Source organism: Pseudomonas sp. Leaf59, assembly GCF_920984685.1.
Lineage (GTDB): Bacteria > Pseudomonadota > Gammaproteobacteria > Pseudomonadales > Pseudomonadaceae > Aquipseudomonas.
In genome coordinates this window covers 82,600-104,293 of sequence record NZ_CAKLBR010000019.1, presented here as the reverse complement: position 1 = coordinate 104,293, position 21,694 = coordinate 82,600, and the positions used below count along the sequence as shown (strand labels likewise).

Below are 21,694 nucleotides of genomic sequence, written 5' to 3'. Positions count from 1 at the left end.
CGGTTCTCCCGTGGCCAGGCAGGAAGTGTATAGAGGTCCGTTTTTTGATTACAGTTTTGCGATTGAAAGCCTGACGGTCAGGTAAGATAGCGCCGTTTGTCACAGCCACCCCGTTGTGCCCGCCAACCCAAGTCGACTGCCCATGCCCTTCGAACTCAGCGTAGACCTCACCACCCTGGCCATCCTCGCCGTGGTTGCCTTTGTCGCCGGTTTTATCGACGCCATCGCCGGCGGTGGCGGCTTGCTCACCACGCCTGCCCTGCTCACGGCCGGCATGCCGCCGCACCTGGTGCTGGGCACCAATAAGCTCAGCTCGACCTTCGGCTCGGCCACCGCCAGTTTCACCTTCTACCGGCGCAAGCTGTTCCATCCGCGCCAGTGGGTGCACGCCATCGTCGGCACCCTGATTGGTGCACTGACCGGCGCCGTGGTCGCGCATTACCTGCCCGCCGAAACGCTGAACAAGATGCTCCCGGTGATTGTTTTCGCCTGTGGTGTGTATCTGCTGTTCGGCGGAACGCCCAAGGCGCCGCTGGATGCCGATGCGCCGATCAGGAAGAAATGGCAGGCCACCCAGGGCTTCGGTCTGGGTTTCTACGACGGCGTGGCCGGGCCCGGCACGGGCGCGTTCTGGACCGTCAGCACGATGCTGTTGCACCCCATCGACCTGGTGAAAGCCAGCGGCGTGGCGCGCAGCATGAACTTCGTCAGCAACGCGGCGGCGCTGACGGTGTTCATCATCAACGGATCGGTGGACTGGATCGTCGGCCTGGCCATGGGCCTGTCGGTGATGTGCGGTGCATTCTTTGGCGCACGCAGCGCAATCAGCGGCGGCGCCAAATTCATTCGCCCGGTGTTCATCACCGTGGTGCTCGGTCTGACCGTACGCCTAGCCTGGCAACACTGGTTCAGCGTGGCCTAGGCGACGGGCCAGGTACAGGTCGATGAGATAGCGCGCAATCGAGCGCGACGCGGGCAACGGCGGCAACGCGTGGATATTGAACCACTGCGCGTCCTCTATCTCGTCGGCCTGGGGCACGATCTCGCCGCCGGCGTATTCGGCATGAAAGCCCAGCATCATCGAGTGGGGAAACGGCCAGCATTGGCTGCCCCTGTACTGAATGTTCTTCACCTCCACCTGCACTTCTTCACGCACCTCACGAATCAGGCACTCCTCGGCCGACTCGCCCGGCTCGGCAAACCCCGCCAGCGTGCTGTACACCCCCGTGACAAAGCGCGGTGAACGCGCCAGCAGAATCTCGTCGCCGCGGGTCACCAGCACGATCATGCTCGGCGAAATGCGCGGGTAACTGCGCAAATCGCAGGGCGGGCAGAACATCGCGCGCTCGCGCGGCACCTGGACCATGGGCTGACCGCAACTGCCGCAGAAACGGTGCTCACGCGCCCAGGTGCCGATTTGCGCCGCATAACCCAGCACCTTGTACAGGGTGTGATCGCCCTGCAGCATGAAGCCGCGCAGGCCCTGCCAACTGCAGCCTGGCACGTCGGCGGCACTGTTGAGCTCCAGCAGGTACACCGGCTCGCCATCGAGGTGGCCGATACCGTGCTCGGCGAACACCGACAGGTCCTGGCGCTTGAGCCATTCACGCGGAAACAGCGGGCCATTGGCGTCCTGTAAAAAGCCCTCGCGGCTGCGCGCAACGGCCCAGCCACCGGGAGTCTCGTTGTCCAGCAGCGTTGTGGTAATCCAGCCTGGAGTCATGTCGGTCAATCCACAAAGTCGGGTTTCTGTTTACTCATATGGGCCGCGATGGCCACGCGCAAATCGTTGGATTGCAACATAGCCGCGTTCCAGGTGGCAACGTATTCCAGACCGTCATTGACGCTGTGGTCCCGCATGTAGCTGAGCATGGCCTTGGTGCCAGTCACGGCAATTGGCGATTTGGCGGCAACCTCGCGGGCAATCTCCAGGACCCCGGCCAACAGGCTGGCGTGATCGGGGTACACACGGTTCACCAGGCCAATGCTGCGCGCTTCTTCGGCGCCGAACTGACGGCCGGTGTAGGCCAGTTCGCGCAGCATGCCGTCACCGACGATGCGCGGCAGGCGTTGCAGGGTGCCGACATCAGCGGCCATGCCAATGTCGACTTCCTTGATGGAGAATTGCGCATCCTCGGCGGCGTAACGCATGTCGCAGGCGCTGATCAGGTCGATGGCGCCGCCGATGCAGTAGCCCTGGATCGCCGCCAGCACCGGCTTGCGGCAATTGTCCACCGCGTTGAACGAGGCTTGCAGCTCGAGGATCTTGCGCCGCAGCAGCCGTGCGTTACGCCCCACGTCCTTGCCCAGGTCATTGGCCACCTGGGCCAGCAGCATCAAGTCGATACCCGACGAGAAATGCTTGCCCGCACCGCTGAGTACCACGGCGCGCACGGCGTCGGTGTCTTCGACCCATTGAAAGATCTCGACGATTTCACGCCAGAATGCCGCGTTCATCGCGTTGATCTTTTCCGGGCGATTGATCTGCACATGGGCAACGTTGCCGCTGAGTTCGACAACGAAGGCTTGGTATTCGGACATGGCAGTGATCCCTGACTGACGATTGATAAGGGCCAGACTATAACAAGGCTGCGCAAGGGCGCATCGGCCAAAAGCCGGACGCGCCCTTATCGGCGCCATGGGCACCGAGCCGCTGGGAAAATGCTGGATAAAACCCCGCGCACCCGCCATCCTTCGCGCTTTAAGCCGCCCGCTCGCGGCGCTCCATGCTCAAAGGACATGCCCATGCACAGCCACCCTCTCGCCCTGGCCGATTTCGACTTTATCGACGAAACCCTGCTCAAATACGGCGACGACCATTCGGTACTCAACCTGGCAGAACTCGATGGCTACTTCACCGCGCTGGTGTCGAGCCCGGCCCGGGTGGATGTCGGCGAGTGGTTCCCGGCGATCTGGGGCGGACACAACCCGGCCTGGGAAAGCGCGGACGAAGCCCAGGGTTTCCTCGAACTGTGCGTACGCCACATGAATACCCTGGCCGCCCAACTGGCTAACGATGCCCGGGGGTTCAAGGCCCGTTTCGATGACACCGAGCATCAGGGCCACACCCTGACCCTCGCCGAAGAGTGGTGCTTTGGCTACATCCGTGGCGCGGCCATCGCCCACTGGCCTGACCTGCCGCCCGAGCAGGCCGCGCACCTGGAAAAAATCGCCCAGTGCGCCGAGCAGGACAACTTCGAGCTGCCGGCCGACCTCGATGTACAGGCGCACCAGCAGCGCGTCAGCGAGATCGAACCGGCCGCGCGCGCCCTGCACGATTACTGGTTGGCCTTGCGCTAAGCCTCGACAAGCACCGCTGCTTTGGCCGATTATTCGAGTCCGCCCGTCGGCCACTCCGTGCCACCTTGCCCTGATCAGGAGCCTTGCACCTTGAGTTCGCAGAAAACCGTGACCGTTACCCCGCCCAATTTCCCCCTGAACGGCAAGGTCGCGCCCCCCGGCTCCAAATCCATCACCAACCGCGCCCTGTTGCTGGCCGCCCTGGCCACCGGCACCAGTCGCCTGACCGGCGCGCTGAAAAGCGATGACACCCGGCATATGTCGGTGGCCTTGCGCGAGATGGGCGTGACCATCGATGAGCCGGATGACACCACCTTTGTGGTGACCGGTTCCGGCAAGCTGCAACGGCCCCTGCAACCGCTATTTCTCGGCAATGCCGGCACGGCGATGCGCTTTCTCACCGCCGCTGTGGCCACCGTGCAAGGCAGCGTCGTGCTGGACGGCGACACCTACATGCAAAAACGCCCGATCGGCCCGCTGCTGACCGCCCTCGGGCAGAACGGCATTCAGGTCGACAGCCCCACCGGCTGCCCGCCGGTGACCGTACACGGCGTGGGCAAGGTGCAGGCCAAGCGCTTCGAGATCGACGGCGGCTTGTCCAGCCAGTACGTCTCGGCGCTGCTGATGCTGGCGGCGTGCGGCGAAGCACCGATTGAAGTGGCACTGACCGGCAAGGACATTGGCGCTCGTGGCTATGTGGACCTGACGCTGGACTGCATGCGCGCATTCGGCGCGCAGGTGGAGGTAGTCGACGACAGCACCTGGCGCGTCGCCGCGACCGGCTACCGTGCCCATGACTACCTGATCGAGCCGGATGCGTCCGCCGCCACCTACCTGTGGGCGGCCGAAGTGTTAACCGGCGGCCGTATCGATATCGGCGTGGCCGCGCAGGATTTCACCCAGCCGGACGCCAGGGCCCAGGCGGTGATCGCGCAGTTTCCGAACATGCCGGCCACCGTGGTGGGCTCGCAGATGCAGGACGCGATCCCGACCCTGGCGGTATTGGCCGCCTTCAACAACACCCCGGTACGCTTCACTGAACTGGCCAACCTGCGCGTGAAGGAATGTGACCGCGTGCAGGCCCTGCACGACGGCCTCAACGAAATCCGCCCGGGCCTGGCGACCATTGAGGGCGATGACTTGCTGGTAGCCGCCGACCCGGCGCTGGCCGGCACTTCCTGCAATGCGCTGATCGACACCCACGCCGACCACCGCATCGCCATGTGCTTTGCGCTGGCGGGGCTGAAGGTCGCGGGCATTCGCATCCAGGACCCGGACTGCGTGGCCAAGACCTATCCTGATTACTGGAAAGCCCTGGGCAGCCTGGGCGTTGCGCTGACCTATTAAGTCGGTGGCGCCGCAATGGGGAGGGAATGCACATGACAATTCGCCAACCCTGCCCACCCGGCGCCTGTATTTGCGCCCGTGAACAGCTGCTGCAGGCGCCGGGTGCGGACCTGCGGGTGCTTGGCCTGACGCGTCAGGAAGAAAAAAAGCTGCTTGCCCGGCTGGAAGATCTCAAGAGTCTGCAGGACCTGGAGCACATGCAGCAGCGCATGTATGAGCTGCTGGGGATTCGCGTGCAGGTGGCGCCCGGGCATACCGAGGTCAGGAGCATGCGGGGAATTCAGATTGTCATCGATGAACTGCAGGGAATGTGCCGCAAGACACGGCAGGCGATTCCGGCGGCGATTCGCCGGGGCCTGGAGAAACGGCCGGAGATTGCTTATCGGTTGCTTGATGCTTATGACTTGTTTGGCCAGGGGTGATGAGACGGCATATCCATTGCTGAGGTAACGGATAGGTACCCAGGCCCAAGCCAGCATCCCCCCTCCTGCTTATATCATTCCGAATGATAGTCACCTTCGCCTCATTCGATTCGTGACATACCCCTACCCCGCGCATGATCCGCCCATCTCAAATACATTGGCGGATGCACCTCATGGAACAGTCACTCAAACACTTGCGCTTCCCCCTGGCGATATTGGCCGTGGTGGTGATGAGCGCCTGCGGCAAGACCCCCGATCAGGCCGCCGCCATGCCACCGGCGAAAGTCAGCGTGGCCAAGGTGCTGGAACAACCGGTCAACGAGTGGGACGAATTCACCGGCCGTCTCGAAGCCCCGGAAACTGTGCAGATTCGTCCTCGGGTCTCTGGCCAGATTGATCAAGTCGCTTTTACCGAAGGCGCTTTGGTCAAGAAAGGCGACCTGCTGTTTCAGATCGACCCGCGCCCGTTCCAGGCGCAAGTGCGCCAGCTTGAAGCCCAGTTGCAACAGACCAAGGCCGCCGCCAACCGCAGTGACAACGAAGCCCAGCGCGGTGACCGTCTGCGCCAGAGCAATGCGATTTCCGCCGAACTGGCCGACTCGCGCACCACCGCCGCCCAGGAAGCCCGCGCTGCCGTCGCCGGGATCCAGGCGCAGCTGGACCTGGCCAAACTGAACCTGAGCTTTACCCGCGTGACCTCGCCGATCAGCGGCCGGGTCAGCCGCGCGGAGATCACCGCCGGCAACCTGGTAACGGCCGATACCACCGCGCTGACCAGCGTGGTTTCCACCGACAAGGTGTATGCCTACTTCGACGCCGACGAGCGCGTGTACCTCAAGTACACCGAGCTGGCGCGCCAGGGCCGCCGTGGCGCGACCACCCCGGTGTACCTGGGCCTGTCCAATGAGGCCGGCAACCCGCACCTGGGCCAGATGAACTTCGTCGACAACCAGGTCAACCCGGCCACCGGCACCATTCGCGGGCGCGCCGTGTTCGATAACAGCAAGGGCGAATACACCCCTGGCCTGTATGCCCGCCTCAAGCTGGTGGGCAGCGGCACCTATTCTGCCGTGCTGATCAACGACGAGGCCGTGGGCACCGACCTTGGCAAGAAGTTCGTGCTGGTGATGGAAGGCGACAAGCCGGCCTATCGCGCCGTGGAGCTGGGGCCGAAGATCGAAGGCTTGCGCATCGTGCGCAGCGGCCTGGGCAGGGACGACACCATTGTGGTCAAAGGCCTGCAGCGCGTGCGCCCGGGTACGCCGGTTTCCCCGGAGACCATCCCGATGGCCAGCCAGGAAACCCTCGCCGCCCTCGCCCAACAACGACAAGCGCTTGAAGCCAGCAACCTCGAACAGGTGGCGCCGGAAAAAACCGCGCCCAAGCTCGCTGCTGTCGCGACTCCACGCGGTTAAGGGATACGACTCAAGATGAATTTTTCCAAGTTCTTCATTTCGCGGCCGATCTTCGCAGCGGTGCTGTCGCTGTTGATCCTGATCGCGGGTGCAATCTCGCTGTTTCAATTGCCGATCAGCGAATACCCGGAAGTGGTGCCACCCACCGTGGTGGTACGCGCCAACTTCCCCGGCGCCAACCCCAAGGTCATCGGCGAAACCGTGGCCGCGCCGCTGGAGCAAGCAATCACCGGCGTCGAGAACATGCTGTACATGTCCTCGCAATCCACCGCTGACGGCAAGCTGACCCTGACCATCACCTTCGCCCTGGGCACCGACCTGGACAACGCGCAGGTGCAGGTGCAAAACCGCGTGACACGCACTCAGCCAAAACTGCCCGAGGAAGTGACACGCATCGGCATCACCGTGGACAAGGCCTCCCCGGACCTGACCATGGTGGTGCACGTTACCTCGCCCGATCAGCGCTACGACATGCTCTACCTGTCCAACTACGCGATCCTCAATATCAAGGACGAACTGGCCCGCCTCGGCGGCGTCGGCGACGTGCAGTTGTTCGGCATGGGCGACTACTCCCTGCGCGTATGGCTGGACCCGAACAAGACCGCCTCGCGCAACCTGACCGCCACCGATGTGGTGACGGCGATTCGCGAACAGAACCGCCAGGTAGCGGCCGGTGCCCTGGGCGCGCAGCCTGCGCCCAACGACACCAGCTTCCAGCTGTCGGTGAACACCCAGGGTCGTCTGGTCACTGAAGAAGAGTTCGAGAACATCGTGATCCGCGCCGGTGACAACGGCGAGATCACCCGTCTCAAGGACGTCGCACGGGTTGAGCTGGGCTCCAGCCAATACGCCCTGCGCTCGCTGATCGACAACCAGCCGGCCGTGGCGATCCCGATCTTCCAGCGCCCTGGCTCCAACGCCATCGACATCTCCAACGAAGTGCGCGCCAAGATGGCGGAGCTGAAGAAGAGCTTCCCCGAAGGCATGGATTACCGCATCGCCTACGACCCGACGGTGTTCGTGCGCGGCTCCATCGAAGCGGTGGTGCATACCCTGTTCGAAGCGTTGATCCTGGTTGTGCTGGTGGTGATCCTGTTCCTGCAGACCTGGCGCGCGTCGATCATTCCGCTGGTGGCGGTGCCGGTCTCGTTGATCGGGACCTTTGCGGTGATGCACCTGTTCGGCTTTTCGCTCAATGCGCTGTCGCTGTTCGGCCTGGTGTTGGCCATTGGTATCGTGGTGGACGACGCCATCGTGGTGGTGGAGAACGTCGAGCGCAATATCGAGCTGGGGCTGGACCCCTACCCGGCCACGGAAAAGGCCATGAGCGAAGTGACCGGCCCGATCATCGCCACGGCGCTGGTGCTGTGTGCAGTGTTCATTCCGGCGGCGTTCATCAGCGGCCTGACCGGGCAGTTCTACAAACAGTTCGCCCTGACCATTGCGATTTCCACGGTGATCTCGGCGTTCAACTCGCTGACCCTGTCCCCTGCCCTGGCCGCCGTGTTGCTGCGCAGCCATGACGCACCGAAGGACCGCTTCTCCAAAGTGCTCGACAAACTGTTCGGCGGCTGGCTGTTCCGTCCGTTCAACCGCTTCTTCGAGAAAGCCAGCCACGGTTACGTCGGCACCGTGCGCCGGGTGATTCGCGGCAGCGGTATCGCGTTGTTCCTGTACGCAGGGTTGATGGTACTGACCTGGTTCGGCTTTGCCCACACCCCCACCGGTTTCGTGCCGGCCCAGGACAAGCAATATCTGGTGGCCTTCGCGCAATTGCCGGACGCCGCCAGCCTGGACCGTACTGAAGCGGTGATCAAGCGCATGTCCGACATCGCCTTGAAACAGCCGGGCGTGGAAAGTGCCATCGCCTTCCCGGGCCTGTCGATCAACGGTTTTACCAACAGCCCGAACAACGGCATCGTGTTCGTGACCTTGAAGCCGTTCGATGAGCGCAAGGACGCGAGCCTGTCCGCCGGTGCGATTGCCGGTGCCTTGAACGGCCAGTACGCCGGCATCCAGGAAGCCTATATGGCGATCTTCCCACCGCCGCCGGTACAGGGCCTGGGCACCATCGGCGGCTTCCGCCTGCAGGTCGAAGACCGTGGCAACCTGGGCTACGACGAGCTGTACAAGGAAGTGCAGAACATCATCACCAAGAGCCGTGGCGTGCCGGAGCTGTTCGGCCTGTTCACCAGCTACACGGTCAACGTGCCCCAGGTCGATGCCGCCATCGACCGTGAGAAGGCCAAGACCCACGGCGTGGCGATCAGCGACATCTTCGACACCCTGCAGATCTACCTGGGCTCGTTGTACGCCAACGACTTCAACCGCTTTGGCCGCACCTACCAGGTCAACGTGCAGGCTGAACAGCAGTTCCGCCAGGACGAAGACCAGATCGGCCAGTTGAAAGTGCGCAACAACAAGGGCGAGATGATCCCGCTGGCGACCTTCATCAAGGTCAGCGACACCTCGGGGCCCGACCGCGTGATGCACTACAACGGCTTTATCACCGCAGAGATCAACGGCAACGCCGCACCGGGCTACAGCTCCGGCCAGGCTCAAGCGGCGATTGAAAAACTGTTGAAGGATGAACTGCCCAATGGCATGACCTACGAGTGGACCGACCTGACCTATCAGCAGATCCTCTCGGGCAACACCGCGCTGTTCGTGTTCCCGCTCTGCGTGCTGCTGGCGTTCCTGGTGCTGGCCGCGCAGTACGAAAGCTGGAGCCTGCCACTGGCGGTGATCCTGATCGTGCCGATGACCCTGCTGTCGGCGATCACCGGGGTGATCATCTCGGGCAGCGACAACAACATCTTCACCCAGATCGGTCTGATCGTACTGGTGGGCCTGGCGTGCAAGAACGCGATTCTGATCGTCGAGTTCGCCAAGGACAAACAGGCCGAGGGCCTTGACCCGCTGGCTGCGGTGCTCGAAGCCTGCCGCCTGCGTCTGCGGCCGATCCTGATGACCTCGTTCGCCTTCATCATGGGTGTGGTGCCACTGGTGCTGTCCAGCGGTGCCGGTGCCGAGATGCGCCATGCCATGGGCGTGGCGGTGTTCTCCGGGATGATCGGGGTGACCTTCTTCGGCCTGTTGCTGACGCCGGTGTTCTACGTACTCATTCGTCGCTATGTGGAGCGCAGCCAGGCGCGCAAAGCGGCCAAGGCCTTGAAGCTGGAGACACAGCCATGAGCGTGAAACTATTCCTGCCGAGCCTGCTGGTACTGGCGCTCGCCGCCTGCGCCGTCGGCCCGGACTACAAAACCCAGACGCCGGAGGCGGCGAACATCACCGCCGCTGCAGACGCAAAGCAATACGATCACGCCAAGTTCGAAGGTATCTGGTGGCAGCAGTTCGAGGACCCGACCCTCAATCAGTTGGTGACTCAGTCGCTGCAAGGCAACCGTGACCTGCGCGTGGCGTTTGCCCGTCTGCGTGCGGCCCGGGCGATTCGTGATGACGCCAGCAATGACGCCATGCCGACCATCACCAGCCGCGCCAGCAGTGACTTGGCCAAGGGGCAGATCCCTGGCCAGACCACTCGGCGCGTCAACAGCGAGCGTTATGACCTGGGGCTGGACATGGCCTGGGAGCTGGACCTGTTCGGCCGCATCCAGCGCAATCTGGAAGCCAGCGACGCCGACCAGCAGGCAGCCGAGGCCGACCTGTACCAGTTGCAAGTGAGCATGATTGCCGAACTGGTGGATGCCTACGGCCAGTTGCGCGGTGCGCAACTGCGCGAACGCATTGCCCTGGACAATCTGAAGAACCAGCAGGACTCACGCAGCATCACGGTGAGCCTGCGTGATGCCGGCGTGGGCGACCAGCTCGATGTGGAGCGCGCCGATGCACGCCTGGCCTCGGTGGAAGCCAGCGTGCCGCAGCTGCAGGCCGAACAGGTGCGCGAGCGCAACCGCATCGCCACCCTGCTCGGCCAGCGCCCGGACAAGCTCAGCGTCGACCTGAGCCCCAAAGACCTGCCGGCGATTGCCAAGGCGCTGCCGATCGGCGACCCGGGGCAACTGCTGCAACGGCGTCCGGACATCCTCAGCGCCGAACGCAAGCTGGCCGCCGCCACCGCCCGCATTGGCGTGGCCAAGGCCGATCTGTTCCCACGGGTCAGCCTCAGCGGCTTCCTCGGCTTCACCGCCGGGCGCGGTTCGCAGATTGGCTCATCGGCAGCCAATGCCTGGGCGCTCGGCCCAAGCATTACCTGGGCGGCGTTCGACCTGGGCAGCGTGCGTGCGCGCTTGCGCGGCGCGGACGCCGAGGCCGATGGCGCGCTGGCGACCTATGAGCAACAGGTGCTGCTGGCATTGGAAGAATCGGAAAATGCTTTCAGTGATTACGGCAAACGCCAACAGCGGTTGCTGTCGTTGATCCGTCAGAGTGAGTCCAGCCGCGCCGCCGCCGACCTCGCGGCCATTCGTTATCGCGAAGGCACGGTGGACTTTTTGGTGTTGCTTGATGCCCAACGGGAACGTCTGGCCGCCGAAGACGCCCAGGCTCAGGCCGAAGTGGACCTGTATCGCGGGATTGTCGCGATCTACAAGGCGCTGGGCGGTGGCTGGCAGCCGGATACGGTCATCGCGAACGCGAAGTAATGTAAAGAGCTCCTTTGGTTGGTCGCATCCAGCCAATTTTTAGCCCCGCGCCCCATTCGGTCGCGGGGCTTTTTTTGGGTCTTGGGAAAGGAGCTACGTGGCAAATTCCTAAAAGAATGACGCTGTCAGCGACGTTCTGGTCCCACACTGGCACTACTTGCCAGGCATTATTTCGTTCAGGATCAAACTGCGATAATGGCCCGGATTTGATCCGGACCATTTGCGAAAGGCTTTATAAAACGAACTGGTGTCTGCAAATCCCAACCGCGCGGCAATCTCGGCAAAGCTGATCTGCGGTTCGGCCAACCATACGATGGCCAACTCTTTACGCACGTTGTCCTTGAGACCCAGGTAGGTCTGCCCTTCTTCAGCCAGACGGCGTCGCAGGGTCGAGGCGGACACGCACAGCGACGCCGCGAGGCCGTCGGTTTTCGGCCAGGTGTCGGGCGGCAGTTGGCGCAGGTCGTGTTTGATGCGCGTGGCCAGGCTTTGCGGATCGCGGTATTTGACCAGAATGTTGGCTGGCGCATGCGCGAGGAAGCGCTTGAGCTCTTCGGGGCTGCGCTTGATCGGCAGGTCCAGGCAATCGGCGGAGAAGATCATGCGCGTGCGCGGCCGGTCGAAGCGCAAGTTGTCGGAGAACATCACCCGGTAATCGTCATAAAAGGCCGGTTGCGGACACCGCAGCTCAATGGCCAGGATCGGGATACGCCGGCCCGCCAGCCAACAGGCGACGCCGTGCACGATCATCCAATAGGTGAAATAGGTAAACGCGCGTTTAGGAGCGGGTTCGAGCAACACGATTTCGGCCAGGCTTTGTTGGCGCACCAGTTGAGCGGGCATCTGCTCCAGCATCAAGGACAGAAAACCCAGGCCGGTTTCCAGGCTCGCGCCCAGGTTCGGTTGCGCCATTGCGGCGCGACACAGGAACGCCAGGCTGCCGGACTTGAGCTTGCGCGGGTCCATGCCGAAGAACTCATCGTCGCTGCGCCGTGCGAGCAGACGCCACAGGCGCGCATAGGCTGTGGCGGGAACGCGGGCGAGCGGCTGCTCCAGCAGCGCCGGGTCGATGCCGACCTTGCTCAGGGCCTCAAGCGTAGCGGCGCCCGGCGCGCAGCTCTGCAACAAAGCCTCGCGCACAAGGTGGACAGAGATGGTGTCTTTTTCCGACATGGGCTACGGGGCAATCCGATCACACTGGAGATGGCGAGCATCATAAGGGCGCTTGCGCTTTGCCACCACCGTTCAGCCAGGGTTCAGCAAACGTCAAGTTTTCCTGTTTAGTAATGAGTATCATTATGTTACAACTTAGCACCCTACCTAATTACCCTGTGGTGCCGAATGCTTGTCCCCTTTCTCATCATGCTGCGCGAGGGCATTGAGGCCGCGTTGATCGTTGGCATCATCGCCAGTTACCTGCAGCAAACCGGCCGTGGCCAGTGGATGCCGGCGGTGTGGATCGGGGTGTTTCTCGCCGCTGCGTTGGCCTTGCTGGTGGGCGGTGGATTGGAACTGGTGAGTGCCGAGTTTCCGCAAAAGCAGCAGGAATTGTTCGAAGGCATTGTCGGACTGGTGGCCGTGGGCATCCTCAGCTCGATGGTGTTCTGGATGCGCAAGGTGGCCCGCTCGATCAAGCACTCGCTGCACGCCTCCCTCGATCACGCCCTGACCGGTTCCCGGCACCAGGTCACGGCCTTGATCCTGATGGTGTTTTTCGCCGTGGCCCGCGAAGGCCTGGAAACCGTGTTTTTCCTGCTGGCGGTGTTCCAGCAGAGCGAAGGCCCTGGCGCGCCGATCGGTGCGCTGCTCGGCCTGATCCTGGCGATCATCGTCGGTTTCCTGATCTACAGCGGCAGCATGCGCCTGAACCTCGGCGCGTTCTTCCGCTGGACCGGCCTGTTCATCCTGGTGGTGGCCGCCGGCATCCTCGCCAACTCGGTGCAGGCCCTGCATGAAGCCGGTGTGTGGAACCACCTGCAAACCGTGCTGTTCGATTTCAGCAGCGCGCTGCCAATGGACAGCCCGCTGGGCTCGGTACTGGCCGGGATGTTCGGCTACCAGGAAGCGCCGACCGTGAGCACCCTTGGCGCCTATCTGATTTACCTGGTGGTGGCACTGGTGATGTTTTTCCTGCCCGCATCGCCTGCTACGCCCGTCGTCCAATCCTCTTCCGCTTCCAGTCAGTAAGGACCGTCTCTTGTCCAGCCCAACGCCTCAACCCGCCCCGCCGTCCCGCGCCCTGCGCTGGGCCGTGGCGGGCTCGGTGGTCGTGATGATCGCCGCCGGTGGTTTGTTCTACTACGCCTCGCAATTGGCCGCAGGCAAACGCCAGGCCAACCACAATGAAATCACCGTGACCCTCCACGGCCATGCCTGCGAGCCCAATGCGCTCACCGTGCCGGCCGGCCGCGCGAGCTTTCGCATCGTCAACCGTTCGGACCGCGCCGTGGAGTGGGAAATCCTCGATGGCGTGCTGGTGGTCGAGGAGCGCGAGAACATTGCGCCGGGCCTGAGCCAGGTGATCAACGCCAACCTGCAGCCCGGCGACTACGCAATCACCTGCGGGCTGCTGAGCAACCCGCGCGGCACCTTGCGGGTAACGCCGACTGCGCAGTCCGACGCCCAGGCCAAGGCCAAACCGTCGATGGTGGCTTTTATCGGACCACTGTCGGAATTTCGCGTGTACCTGAGCGGCCAGGGCAGCGCGCTGGTCAAGACGACAACGGCGCTGCAACAAGCCATCGACGCCGGCGACCTGGCCCAAGCCCAGGCGCTGTATGTGCCGGCGCGTGAGGCCTACCAGCGCCTGGCGCCGGCTGCTCAGCGCCTGGCCGAACTGGACAACGCGATCAACGCGCGCGCCGATTACTTTGAAAAACGCGAGCAAGACCCGGCCTTCAGTGGCTTCCACCGCCTGGAATACAGCCTGTTCCAGCAGCGCAGCCTCGATGGCCTGGCGCCGATTGCGCAGCGCCTAGTGGCCGACGTCACCACGCTCAAGCAGCAGTTGCTGGCCCAGTCCCTGCCGCCGGAGCAACTGGTGAGCATTGTGGTGCGCAACCTCAACAGCCTGGCCGATGTACGTGCGGCCAGCGGTGAAGAGGAACGCTACAGCCATATCGACCTCAACGGGTTTGCCGCCAACCTCCAGGTCGCGCACAAAGTGGTGGAGCTGATGCGACCACTGCTGAGCAAGTCCGCCGCCGACCTGTTGCCCACTATCGACAGCGCCCTCGCCGCCTTCGACAGCGAACTCCAGGGGTTCAAGGTGGATAACGGTTACGCCCGCTACGACAGCATCACCGTTGATCAGCGCAAGCAGATCGCCGACAAGGCCAAGGCACTGGCCGCCGCACTCGATGGAATCGACCCCGCCCTTGGCCTTTCCGGCCTGCAGTGAGACGAACGCATACATGAGTGATTCAGAGCAGTTTTCCGCACAACGCCGCCGTGTCCTGCTGGGCATGGCCGCCACCGGCGCTGCGATTGCCGGCAGCAGCCTGAGCTGCCCGGCGATGGCCGCCGCGGCCGAACAGGTCACCACCGCACCGCGCAGTGACAAGACCCAGGACCACCACGATTTTTTCGGCACGCACCAGAGCGGCATCGTTACCCCCCGCCCGGCCTGCGGCATGCTGGTGGCATTCGACGTATTGGCCAGCGACCGCGAAGACCTGGAGCGGCTGTTTCATACCCTCAACGAGCGCATCCGTTTTCTGATGACCGGCGGCACCGTGCCCCAGGTCGACCCGAAACTGCCGCCCACCGATTCCGGCATCCTTGGGCCGGTGGTCACGCCGGACAACCTGACCATCACCGTGTCGGTCGGCGAGTCGCTGTTTGATGAGCGCTTCGGCCTTGCAGCGGTCAAGCCCAAGCGGCTGAGCCGCATGGTCGGTTTCCCCAATGATGCGCTGGAGCCGGCGCAGTGCCACGGCGACCTGAGCCTGCAGTTCTGCTCCAACACGACCGACACCAATATCCATGCCCTGCGCGACATCGTGAAAAATCTGCCCGACCTGCTGCTGGTGCGCTGGAAACAGGAAGGCAGTGTGCCGCCCCAGGCACCGACCAAACCCGGCGAGCCGGCGCAGAGCGCGCGTAACTTCCTCGGCTTTCGCGATGGTTCGGCCAATCCGGATTCCAACAATGCCAAGACCATGGACCAGATCGTCTGGGTCCAGCCCGGCAGCGATGAACCGGCCTGGGCCGCCCATGGCAGCTACCAGGCGGTGCGCATCATTCGCAACTTCGTCGAACGCTGGGATCGCACGCCGTTGCAGGAACAGGAAAGCATCATCGGCCGCGTCAAACCCACCGGTGCACCCATGGGGGGCCACAGCGAATCCCAGGTGCCGGACTACAGCAAGGACCCGGAAGGCAAGCTGACCAAGCTCGATGCGCACATCCGCCTGGCCAACCCGCGCACGCCGCAGACCCAGGCCAACCTGATCCTGCGCCGGCCGTTCAACTACTCCAACGGTGTCAACAAGAACGGTCAGTTGGACATGGGATTGCTGTTCATCTGCTACCAGGCCGACCTCGAGAAAGGCTTTATCAGCGTGCAGACCCGGCTCAATGGCGAGCCTCTGGAGGAGTACCTCAAGCCGGTGGGCGGCGGGTATTTCTTCACCTTGCCCGGCGTTACCGGGCCCAGGGACTTTATCGGGCGCACGCTGCTGGCGGCCACGCCCCCTCAAACCACTGCCAATACCTAAAAAACCGGAGCGTCCCATGAAGAAGTCGACTATTGCGTTGTCGTTGCTAATGACCCTCTCGCCGCTGAGCGCATTTGCCGCCACCGCGCCCCTGGACCTGGTCGGTCCGGTGTCGGACTACAAGATCTACGTCACCGAAGAGATCGCCGAGCTGGTCACCCAGACCCAGGCGTTCACCGCTGCGATCAACAAGGGCGACCTGGCCACGGCGAAAAAGCTCTACGCGCCGACCCGTGTGCACTACGAGTCCATCGAGCCGATTGCCGAACTGTTCAGCGACCTGGACGCGTCCATCGACTCACGTGTCGACGACCACGAAAAAGGTGTGACCGCCGAAGACTTCACCGGCTTTCACCGCATCGAATACGCGCTGTTCTCGCAGAACAGCACCCAGGGCCTGGAAGCGCTGACCGCCAAGCTCAACACCGATGTCAATGACCTGAAAACCCGCGTCGACGGCCTGACCTTCCCGCCGGAAAAAGTCGTCGGCGGCGCCGCCGCACTGCTGGAAGAAGTCGCCGCGACCAAGATCTCCGGTGAGGAAGACCGCTACAGCCACACCGACCTGTACGACTTCCAGGGCAACATCGACGGCGCGAAGAAAATCGTTGACCTGTTCCGCGGCCAGATCGACAAACAGGACAAGGCGTTCCTGACCAAGGTCGACAAGAACTTCGCAACGGTGGACAAGATCCTCGCCAAATACAAAACCCCGGACGGTGGTTTCCAGACCTACGACAAGGTCAAGGAAAACGACCGCAAGGCCCTGGTGGGTCCGGTTAATACCCTGGCCGAAGACCTGTCGACCCTGCGGGGCAAGTTGGGTTTGAACTGATATGCCACGGAGTGTTCGGACCGCCTGTATGGGCGCCCGAACGCTTTTGGCGTGTTTGCCGGGCTACACATGGAAGTCAGATAACGGTGTTCCATCCGGCTTACCCGTTTGCGGGTTGAGCGCATACCAGACACCGTTGACCCTGGACGCTACGACGGCGACACCCTGACTGGTACCGGCCTGGCCTGATTGGCGAGGCGCTGGTGCCGAATCCAATCCACCGGCCAACCAATAAGCCCTCAATTTCTCTTCAATCGTGATCAGGTGGGGCGAGGCCTTGCCGAGCAACGATGCACTTGGCACCAGCCGCGATAGCTTGAACACGCCCTTGACGGCGGCTGCTGTCAACTGCGCGTAACCATCCGCCGGATTCATGACCCCGTTTGCCAATAATGCCGACTCCTTGATGAAGTTGAACGCCCTGTCGCTGAAGCTTGCAACCGGCTTTGTCCAGGCCTTACGCGGTGTCAGGGGCGCAACCGCACTTCCCAACCGGCGAAATGCGCTACCCAACGGGTTGGGCGTAAGCGCCTTGGCCGTACGCAACAACGACCGCACCTGGCCTCCGGCTCCAATAAGGAGCCCGCCCACGTCCAATGTCAGGGCGAACAACCCACTGCCGATATTGCCGTCCGAAAACTCCTGATAAGCACCGAGAAAGGGGACGAGGCCCTTCAAAATAGCCTTGTCCCGGGCGAGCGCTTCGCGTTTTTTTTCCAGCGGCAAGGTACCTTCGGCCCTGAGCAGCATCTGCTCATCGCTTTCATACAAATTCTTGTCGGCAATCAGCGTCGCGATGCTGTGGGTCTTCGGCGATGCATACGTGTCAATCATGTCCGAGCTGGGTGCACCACCGGCCGATTTAACGCCGCCAATGGGCTCGCCAATGCGTTCAACGATAACCTTGGACGACACGTTCGGCCTGGGCGTAGCACCTTTCAAGTAAGCGTCCAGGTCCAGGTTGAGTTTGAATCCGCCCGTAAAGGCCTTTACGTAGATACCATTCAAACCTAACGGATTGGGTTTACCTTTAAGCACATCACCCTCTCTCAGTTGTTGAGGAAGGTCAGTGCGTTTGATGATTTCCCCATTGACAAACACCTCGAAATAACACACCTGCCTGCCCAGTTCGACCCTCATCAATGTACCTTGCCGACCTCTCGCGGCTTGCACATCGGCGTCGGTCTGCGTGGCGGGCGGCAGCCCGGTCTCGCCGCGCACGGTAAACACAGTGACGACGCTCTGCGGGTGGTCAAGCAGTTGACGGTCGGCCAGGGGGAGTTTGGCAAACATGAGTTTGAGCTGAGTGGCGTAGGCAGTCTTGAGGGTCGCGCTGTGCGCATCGACGGCTTGTTCAAGCAGCGGCTTCAACGCGGGAAGTCTACGAATTCGTTCATCGAGTTCTGCGCGCTTCTCGGCGGGCGCCTCAACGGCGAGGTTCGTCTGAAAGGGAGTCGATCGATGCCTTGACAGCCTTTCAGGCATGTCATTCCTAAGTATCCATTTGCCTGGCATCAAGTCGCCGGTCATGTAGGTTTCGATGAGCGAACGTGCGCGAGGCTCGGAAATGGGCGTATTGCGTCGAGCATCGGAGTCGGCAAGCAGTACTTTCATCGTTTCCAGCTCGTTGCGCGTGATGCCCGGAAATACCTTGAGCAGTTCCCTGATGGCAATGGCCTTGCGCGCCGGTAGCTCTGCGACGGCGTTCAATGCGTCGTTGACCTCCCGGCGTTGTTTGAAAAAGGCTGCGGTGGCAGTTTTGAGCGCCGATTCGGGATGCTCTCCCGCCACAGCAGCAGGGATGACCCCATTGAGCACTGCCCAGTCGAGCAGGATCCTCATGGCCGGCAGCTGAATCAGGGTAGCCTGCTCTTCGCTGGTGGCGGCCAGCGTGGTCAGATCGCTGATCTGCTGTTCGTTCATCATGCGGCTGGTGCCTGGGCCCTTCAGTTCTGCCATGGCAGCACCCAGCCGCAGCTCCATCCAGCCAGGCGTGCCAATTCTGATTTCCTTGGGCACGTCCCTGATCAGCAATTCGGGCGCCACCTGCGCAAGGCCGACCTGTGCCACCAGTACCGCAAGTTTCGGGTCAAGGCCCCGCTCAAGCTGCAGATGTTTCTCAAGGTCGCGCCTTACTGCGTTGAAGGTGCGCCCCATGTTGCTCGGTTGGTAGAGTGCATAGCCCGCGATATAGCCGGGCCGGGGCGGTACGTTCACTCCTGCGTGCAAGGTGAGCGCAGCGAGCGCCAACTGTTGCCGCACGGCTTTGGGCACTGGTGACGCTTGCCATTTCAACATGTGGGCAAACGCGTCACCGTCGTTGAGAACCTCGCGGCTGTTCAGAAATTTTTCCAGGCACTCCGCCGGGTTCTGTTGCAGCAGTTCCAGCGATGTCTCTTCAAGGTAGTCGAAAACCGGCGGACTCTGCCCACCCAGACGCCTGTCGGCCTCGGCCTTGAGGCTGGCTTTATCGCCTGCCGTCAATCTGCCAGGAGACCACGGTTCTTCCAAAAGGCCGGAGTAATTCCCCAACGGCGGCGCCGGCGGCAACGCACTGCGCAACCATCGCACCACATTGCGCGTCTCGCCAACCGTGCGCGGTGAGCCCAGGCCCTTATAGTCCAGGAGTTGGCGGACGTCGTATGACGGCACCGAATAAAGCGCATGTCCCCGGGCATGGCTCAGATCCATCAACTGGTGCAGCTCCAGTTCCAGCCCGCGATCCGCACTGATGACGCTTGTAAGATCCAGCCAACCCCCGTCCGGGAGCTGATGCTCGAATTTGCCTTCGGACAGCCGAAATGGCTGCCCCTCCCAGAAGAAGCCGGCTTTTTCCAGATGAGTGCGCAGCGCGGGCGATTCAGTCAATCGCTGAAGACTTGCCCGAACCCTATGATCACCCGCGACCAACGATGAGCTGGCGGATGGCTGCACCGCATGTTCGGACCAGTCCCAAGGCGCATCGTCAGGCGCATTGCCGATCTTGCGCTCCAGGTAATCGCCCAGGTAGGCGCGCTCATCCAGGTCACCGATCGTTTGCCGCACGTGCTCCAGACGGCTGCCGAGGCTCTGGTACTGTCTAGCGGGCATCACCAGCGCGCCGGTTTGCAGCTGCGCCATCACCGGGTTTCGGCCTTCGTAAGCGTCAAGCTGCGGCAATCCATACGCCTGCACGACGACCCCGACAGGCAGCCACGACTCCCCCTCTTTCAGGTAATACAGGCCCTCGTCCGCCGGGTCCAGCACCTCTGTGATCAAGCGCAGTTTCTCGCTGACCTGCCACCAGCCGGAATTGTCAGCGGTGCTGAAGGTCACGGCCGTGCGCACGCCGTCAAGGTTGGCATAGCCGCTGATGCTGTCCCGGTGAAACTCCAGCCCGTCCGTTTCCAACCCTTTGCTTTTGATCCACGCCTGCAGGTCGGGCTGGGCCAAGACCTGGCGGTAAATGTCCAGAGCAGGCGCCAGGGACGTATCGTCAGGGATCTTTACAAGTGCATAACCGGTTTGCATCGAGCTGAGCAGGTACTTGCCAAAACCCGCGTCCGCCCATGCACGATTCGGGTTCTCCGGCCGTGTAGACGGCAGGGTCCAGCGCGGTGGGGCTGGAGGAAGATTTTCGCTCAGTCCGCTGATGGCCGCGTAAACCTGCGCCAGTGTGCGGGGGGATCCCAGCCCGGAAAAAACCAGGTACTGACGCGCATCGTATAGAGGCTGCGAGTACACAGTATTGCCGATCGACTTGCACATTTCCTGCAACTGACCGAAGCGCTTGTCCAGGGTCTCTATAGCCTGTTTTTCTTGCGGACTGCCACCGACGCCGACCTTACTGATCTCGTCCTGCAGAAAACTGCCCAGGGGAAACCATTGGCTACGCCGGTCAAGTATTTGCAGATCGCCATCGACTATCCTGTAGACCTGGTCCACGCCGCCGAAGCCAACTTTTTCAATGAATGTCTTGAACGCGGGCAGCGCAAGCCATGCTGCAAAGTGCTCACGCGGTGCCTGGCTTTTTTGCGCCAGCGTGGACTCGGGCCGAACCACTGCCAGTCTGTCGCCAAGGCTGAGGGTATCGGTGTCAACGGCATCTTTAACCAACTGCAAGAGTTGAGTCGCGAGGCTTGATCGAGCATCAATATCGCTGATTTTCTGTAGCAGCTGCGCGTACTGCTGACGCCACAGACTGCGTTTATCGTCGGTTATCGCCGGCCAGCCAGCGGTCTTGAGCAGTTCACCAAGGGACGCTTTTTGCTGATCGCTGTGGGGCGGTTCCACACCGTAGAAATTGAAGACGGTATCCAGATCCACGAAGCGACCTTTCTGCGGCAGCAGTACCCCGGCGGAGTTGGGGGACAATTTGTCCGCTGCCTCAGTCAACCTGGCGCCGACCTCGTTCCATCCTGACCCGTCAGTGGCGGTGAATCTGCATTTGACCTGCTTGCCTTTGATCAACACAGTGCCTTCCACACCATCGCTGAACACGCGCACCGATGAGACATCCATGCCCATGGATTTTAACCAGGCCTGCACCTTTGGCTCCCGTGCGGCCTTGTTGAAGACATCAATGAAGGGCTGGATAGAGGCATTTCGAGGGAAGAGGTGGTCTTTGGACTTGCCGGTAATCAGCCACTCAATCAAGGATTGTTGTAACGTTTCATCAGCCTTTTGCGTAAACCCTGGGGTTCCGAATTCTACCAAAGCCGCAGGGCCAGTATTTGCAGCGCGACTCTCGCGCTTGTGGCGAGCGGCGACAGGCTCAAACCGCGCCTGTCTCAGTTGCCCATCCTGTCGCCGTGGTGCGCCCGGAACCTCAGTCACCGTGCGACCGTCCCCAGGGCTTGATCCTGCCTGAGAATGGTCAGGTTCGTTTTCAGCTCGGCTGACTGTAGATACGAATGAAGATGGGGCAGAACCCACTGATGCAAGTGTCGACATTTCAAGTTCTCTTCACGATTGAACGCAAGAGTTCTCGTCCTTAAGAACCGTCAACAAAAAGCCTATGAGATAACCCATAGGCCGCATGTAGGAGAGTTCTCAATACACCCGATGAAGA

The 21,694-nt window shown here is 62.1% G+C and carries 15 protein-coding genes; 11 read left to right on the top strand and 4 right to left on the bottom strand.

The window, feature by feature from the left end; all coding sequences use genetic code 11:
- The first annotated feature begins 142 nt into the window (after window positions 1–142).
- Window positions 143–922, top strand: coding sequence for a TSUP family transporter (locus LUB09_RS19065; protein ID WP_209982435.1), 780 nt, complete (start codon window positions 143–145; stop codon window positions 920–922).
- On the opposite strand, the gene nudC is transcribed toward LUB09_RS19065, so the two are convergent.
- Complete coding sequence (nudC, locus tag LUB09_RS19060; protein WP_209982437.1) at window positions 890–1,723, bottom strand: NAD(+) diphosphatase; 834 nt, start codon at window positions 1,721–1,723, stop codon at window positions 890–892. The two genes, LUB09_RS19065 and nudC, sit on opposite strands and share 33 nt — an antisense overlap.
- A gap of 5 nt (window positions 1,724–1,728) precedes the next feature.
- Window positions 1,729–2,541: a crotonase/enoyl-CoA hydratase family protein gene (locus LUB09_RS19055; protein WP_231423405.1), complete on the bottom strand. Its 813-nt coding sequence runs from the start codon at window positions 2,539–2,541 to the stop codon at window positions 1,729–1,731.
- Window positions 2,542–2,745: 204 nt separating this feature from the next.
- On the opposite strand from LUB09_RS19055, the gene LUB09_RS19050 reads away from it, so the two are divergent.
- The 6 genes from LUB09_RS19050 to LUB09_RS19025 all read left to right on the top strand — a co-directional run bounded on the left by LUB09_RS19050 (window position 2,746) and on the right by LUB09_RS19025 (window position 11,091).
- Complete coding sequence (locus tag LUB09_RS19050) at window positions 2,746–3,300, top strand: UPF0149 family protein (RefSeq protein ID WP_209982440.1); 555 nt, start codon at window positions 2,746–2,748, stop codon at window positions 3,298–3,300.
- Window positions 3,301–3,390: 90 nt separating this feature from the next.
- The gene (locus LUB09_RS19045) at window positions 3,391–4,647 is read left to right on the top strand and encodes a 3-phosphoshikimate 1-carboxyvinyltransferase (protein ID WP_231423404.1); all 1,257 of its coding nucleotides are present in this window, start codon (window positions 3,391–3,393) and stop codon (window positions 4,645–4,647) included.
- Between the two features lie 32 nt (window positions 4,648–4,679).
- Entirely contained in the window at window positions 4,680–5,069 is a 390-nt protein-coding gene (locus tag LUB09_RS19040; protein ID WP_231423403.1) for a hypothetical protein, read from the top strand.
- A 173-nt stretch (window positions 5,070–5,242) separates the two neighbouring features.
- Complete coding sequence (mexE, locus tag LUB09_RS19035; RefSeq protein WP_231423402.1) at window positions 5,243–6,484, top strand: multidrug efflux RND transporter periplasmic adaptor subunit MexE; 1,242 nt, start codon at window positions 5,243–5,245, stop codon at window positions 6,482–6,484.
- Window positions 6,485–6,499: 15 nt separating this feature from the next.
- Window positions 6,500–9,679, top strand: a complete 3,180-nt coding sequence (locus LUB09_RS19030) for an efflux RND transporter permease subunit (RefSeq protein ID WP_231423401.1) — start codon at window positions 6,500–6,502, stop codon at window positions 9,677–9,679.
- Complete coding sequence (locus LUB09_RS19025; RefSeq protein ID WP_231423400.1) at window positions 9,676–11,091, top strand: efflux transporter outer membrane subunit; 1,416 nt, start codon at window positions 9,676–9,678, stop codon at window positions 11,089–11,091. The genes LUB09_RS19030 and LUB09_RS19025 overlap by 4 nt, the downstream gene beginning before the upstream one ends.
- A 153-nt stretch (window positions 11,092–11,244) precedes the next feature.
- Here the strand turns inward: LUB09_RS19025 and LUB09_RS19020 are convergent, their stop codons facing one another.
- Window positions 11,245–12,264, bottom strand: a complete 1,020-nt coding sequence (locus LUB09_RS19020; RefSeq protein ID WP_231423399.1) for an AraC family transcriptional regulator — start codon at window positions 12,262–12,264, stop codon at window positions 11,245–11,247.
- A 168-nt stretch (window positions 12,265–12,432) separates the two neighbouring features.
- On the opposite strand from LUB09_RS19020, the gene efeU reads away from it, so the two are divergent.
- Genes efeU through efeO (LUB09_RS19000) form a run of 4 tightly spaced genes read left to right on the top strand, consistent with a single transcriptional unit; the run spans window position 12,433 to window position 16,644 of the window.
- Complete coding sequence (gene efeU / locus LUB09_RS19015; RefSeq protein WP_231423398.1) at window positions 12,433–13,278, top strand: iron uptake transporter permease EfeU; 846 nt, start codon at window positions 12,433–12,435, stop codon at window positions 13,276–13,278.
- Window positions 13,279–13,288: 10 nt separating this feature from the next.
- Window positions 13,289–14,491 (top strand): iron uptake system protein EfeO, encoded by a 1,203-nt coding sequence (gene efeO / locus LUB09_RS19010; protein WP_231423397.1) that lies wholly within the window; start codon window positions 13,289–13,291, stop codon window positions 14,489–14,491.
- A 13-nt stretch (window positions 14,492–14,504) separates the two neighbouring features.
- Window positions 14,505–15,809: an iron uptake transporter deferrochelatase/peroxidase subunit gene (gene efeB / locus LUB09_RS19005; RefSeq protein WP_209982458.1), complete on the top strand. Its 1,305-nt coding sequence runs from the start codon at window positions 14,505–14,507 to the stop codon at window positions 15,807–15,809.
- Between the two features lie 16 nt (window positions 15,810–15,825).
- Complete coding sequence (gene efeO / locus LUB09_RS19000) at window positions 15,826–16,644, top strand: iron uptake system protein EfeO (RefSeq protein WP_209982460.1); 819 nt, start codon at window positions 15,826–15,828, stop codon at window positions 16,642–16,644.
- Window positions 16,645–16,707: 63 nt separating this feature from the next.
- Here efeO (LUB09_RS19000) and LUB09_RS18995 read toward each other — a convergent pair whose 3' ends face one another.
- Complete coding sequence (locus LUB09_RS18995; RefSeq protein WP_231423396.1) at window positions 16,708–21,459, bottom strand: hypothetical protein; 4,752 nt, start codon at window positions 21,457–21,459, stop codon at window positions 16,708–16,710.
- Between the last annotated feature and the right edge of the window lie 235 nt (window positions 21,460–21,694).

What these genes read in the sequence shown, in the direction of transcription:
- LUB09_RS19065 (WP_209982435.1), top strand. Translation starts at nt 143, where the DNA reads ATGCCCTTCGAACTCAGCGTAGACCTCACCACCCTGGCCATCCTCGCC.
- nudC (WP_209982437.1), bottom strand. Translation starts at nt 1,723, where the DNA reads ATGACTCCAGGCTGGATTACCACAACGCTGCTGGACAACGAGACTCCC.
- LUB09_RS19055 (WP_231423405.1), bottom strand. Translation starts at nt 2,541, where the DNA reads ATGTCCGAATACCAAGCCTTCGTTGTCGAACTCAGCGGCAACGTTGCC.
- LUB09_RS19050 (WP_209982440.1), top strand. Translation starts at nt 2,746, where the DNA reads ATGCACAGCCACCCTCTCGCCCTGGCCGATTTCGACTTTATCGACGAA.
- LUB09_RS19040 (WP_231423403.1), top strand. Translation starts at nt 4,680, where the DNA reads ATGACAATTCGCCAACCCTGCCCACCCGGCGCCTGTATTTGCGCCCGT.
- mexE (WP_231423402.1), top strand. Translation starts at nt 5,243, where the DNA reads ATGGAACAGTCACTCAAACACTTGCGCTTCCCCCTGGCGATATTGGCC.
- LUB09_RS19030 (WP_231423401.1), top strand. Translation starts at nt 6,500, where the DNA reads ATGAATTTTTCCAAGTTCTTCATTTCGCGGCCGATCTTCGCAGCGGTG.
- LUB09_RS19025 (WP_231423400.1), top strand. Translation starts at nt 9,676, where the DNA reads ATGAGCGTGAAACTATTCCTGCCGAGCCTGCTGGTACTGGCGCTCGCC.
- LUB09_RS19020 (WP_231423399.1), bottom strand. Translation starts at nt 12,264, where the DNA reads ATGTCGGAAAAAGACACCATCTCTGTCCACCTTGTGCGCGAGGCTTTG.
- efeU (WP_231423398.1), top strand. Translation starts at nt 12,433, where the DNA reads ATGCTTGTCCCCTTTCTCATCATGCTGCGCGAGGGCATTGAGGCCGCG.
- efeB (WP_209982458.1), top strand. Translation starts at nt 14,505, where the DNA reads ATGAGTGATTCAGAGCAGTTTTCCGCACAACGCCGCCGTGTCCTGCTG.
- efeO (WP_209982460.1), top strand. Translation starts at nt 15,826, where the DNA reads ATGAAGAAGTCGACTATTGCGTTGTCGTTGCTAATGACCCTCTCGCCG.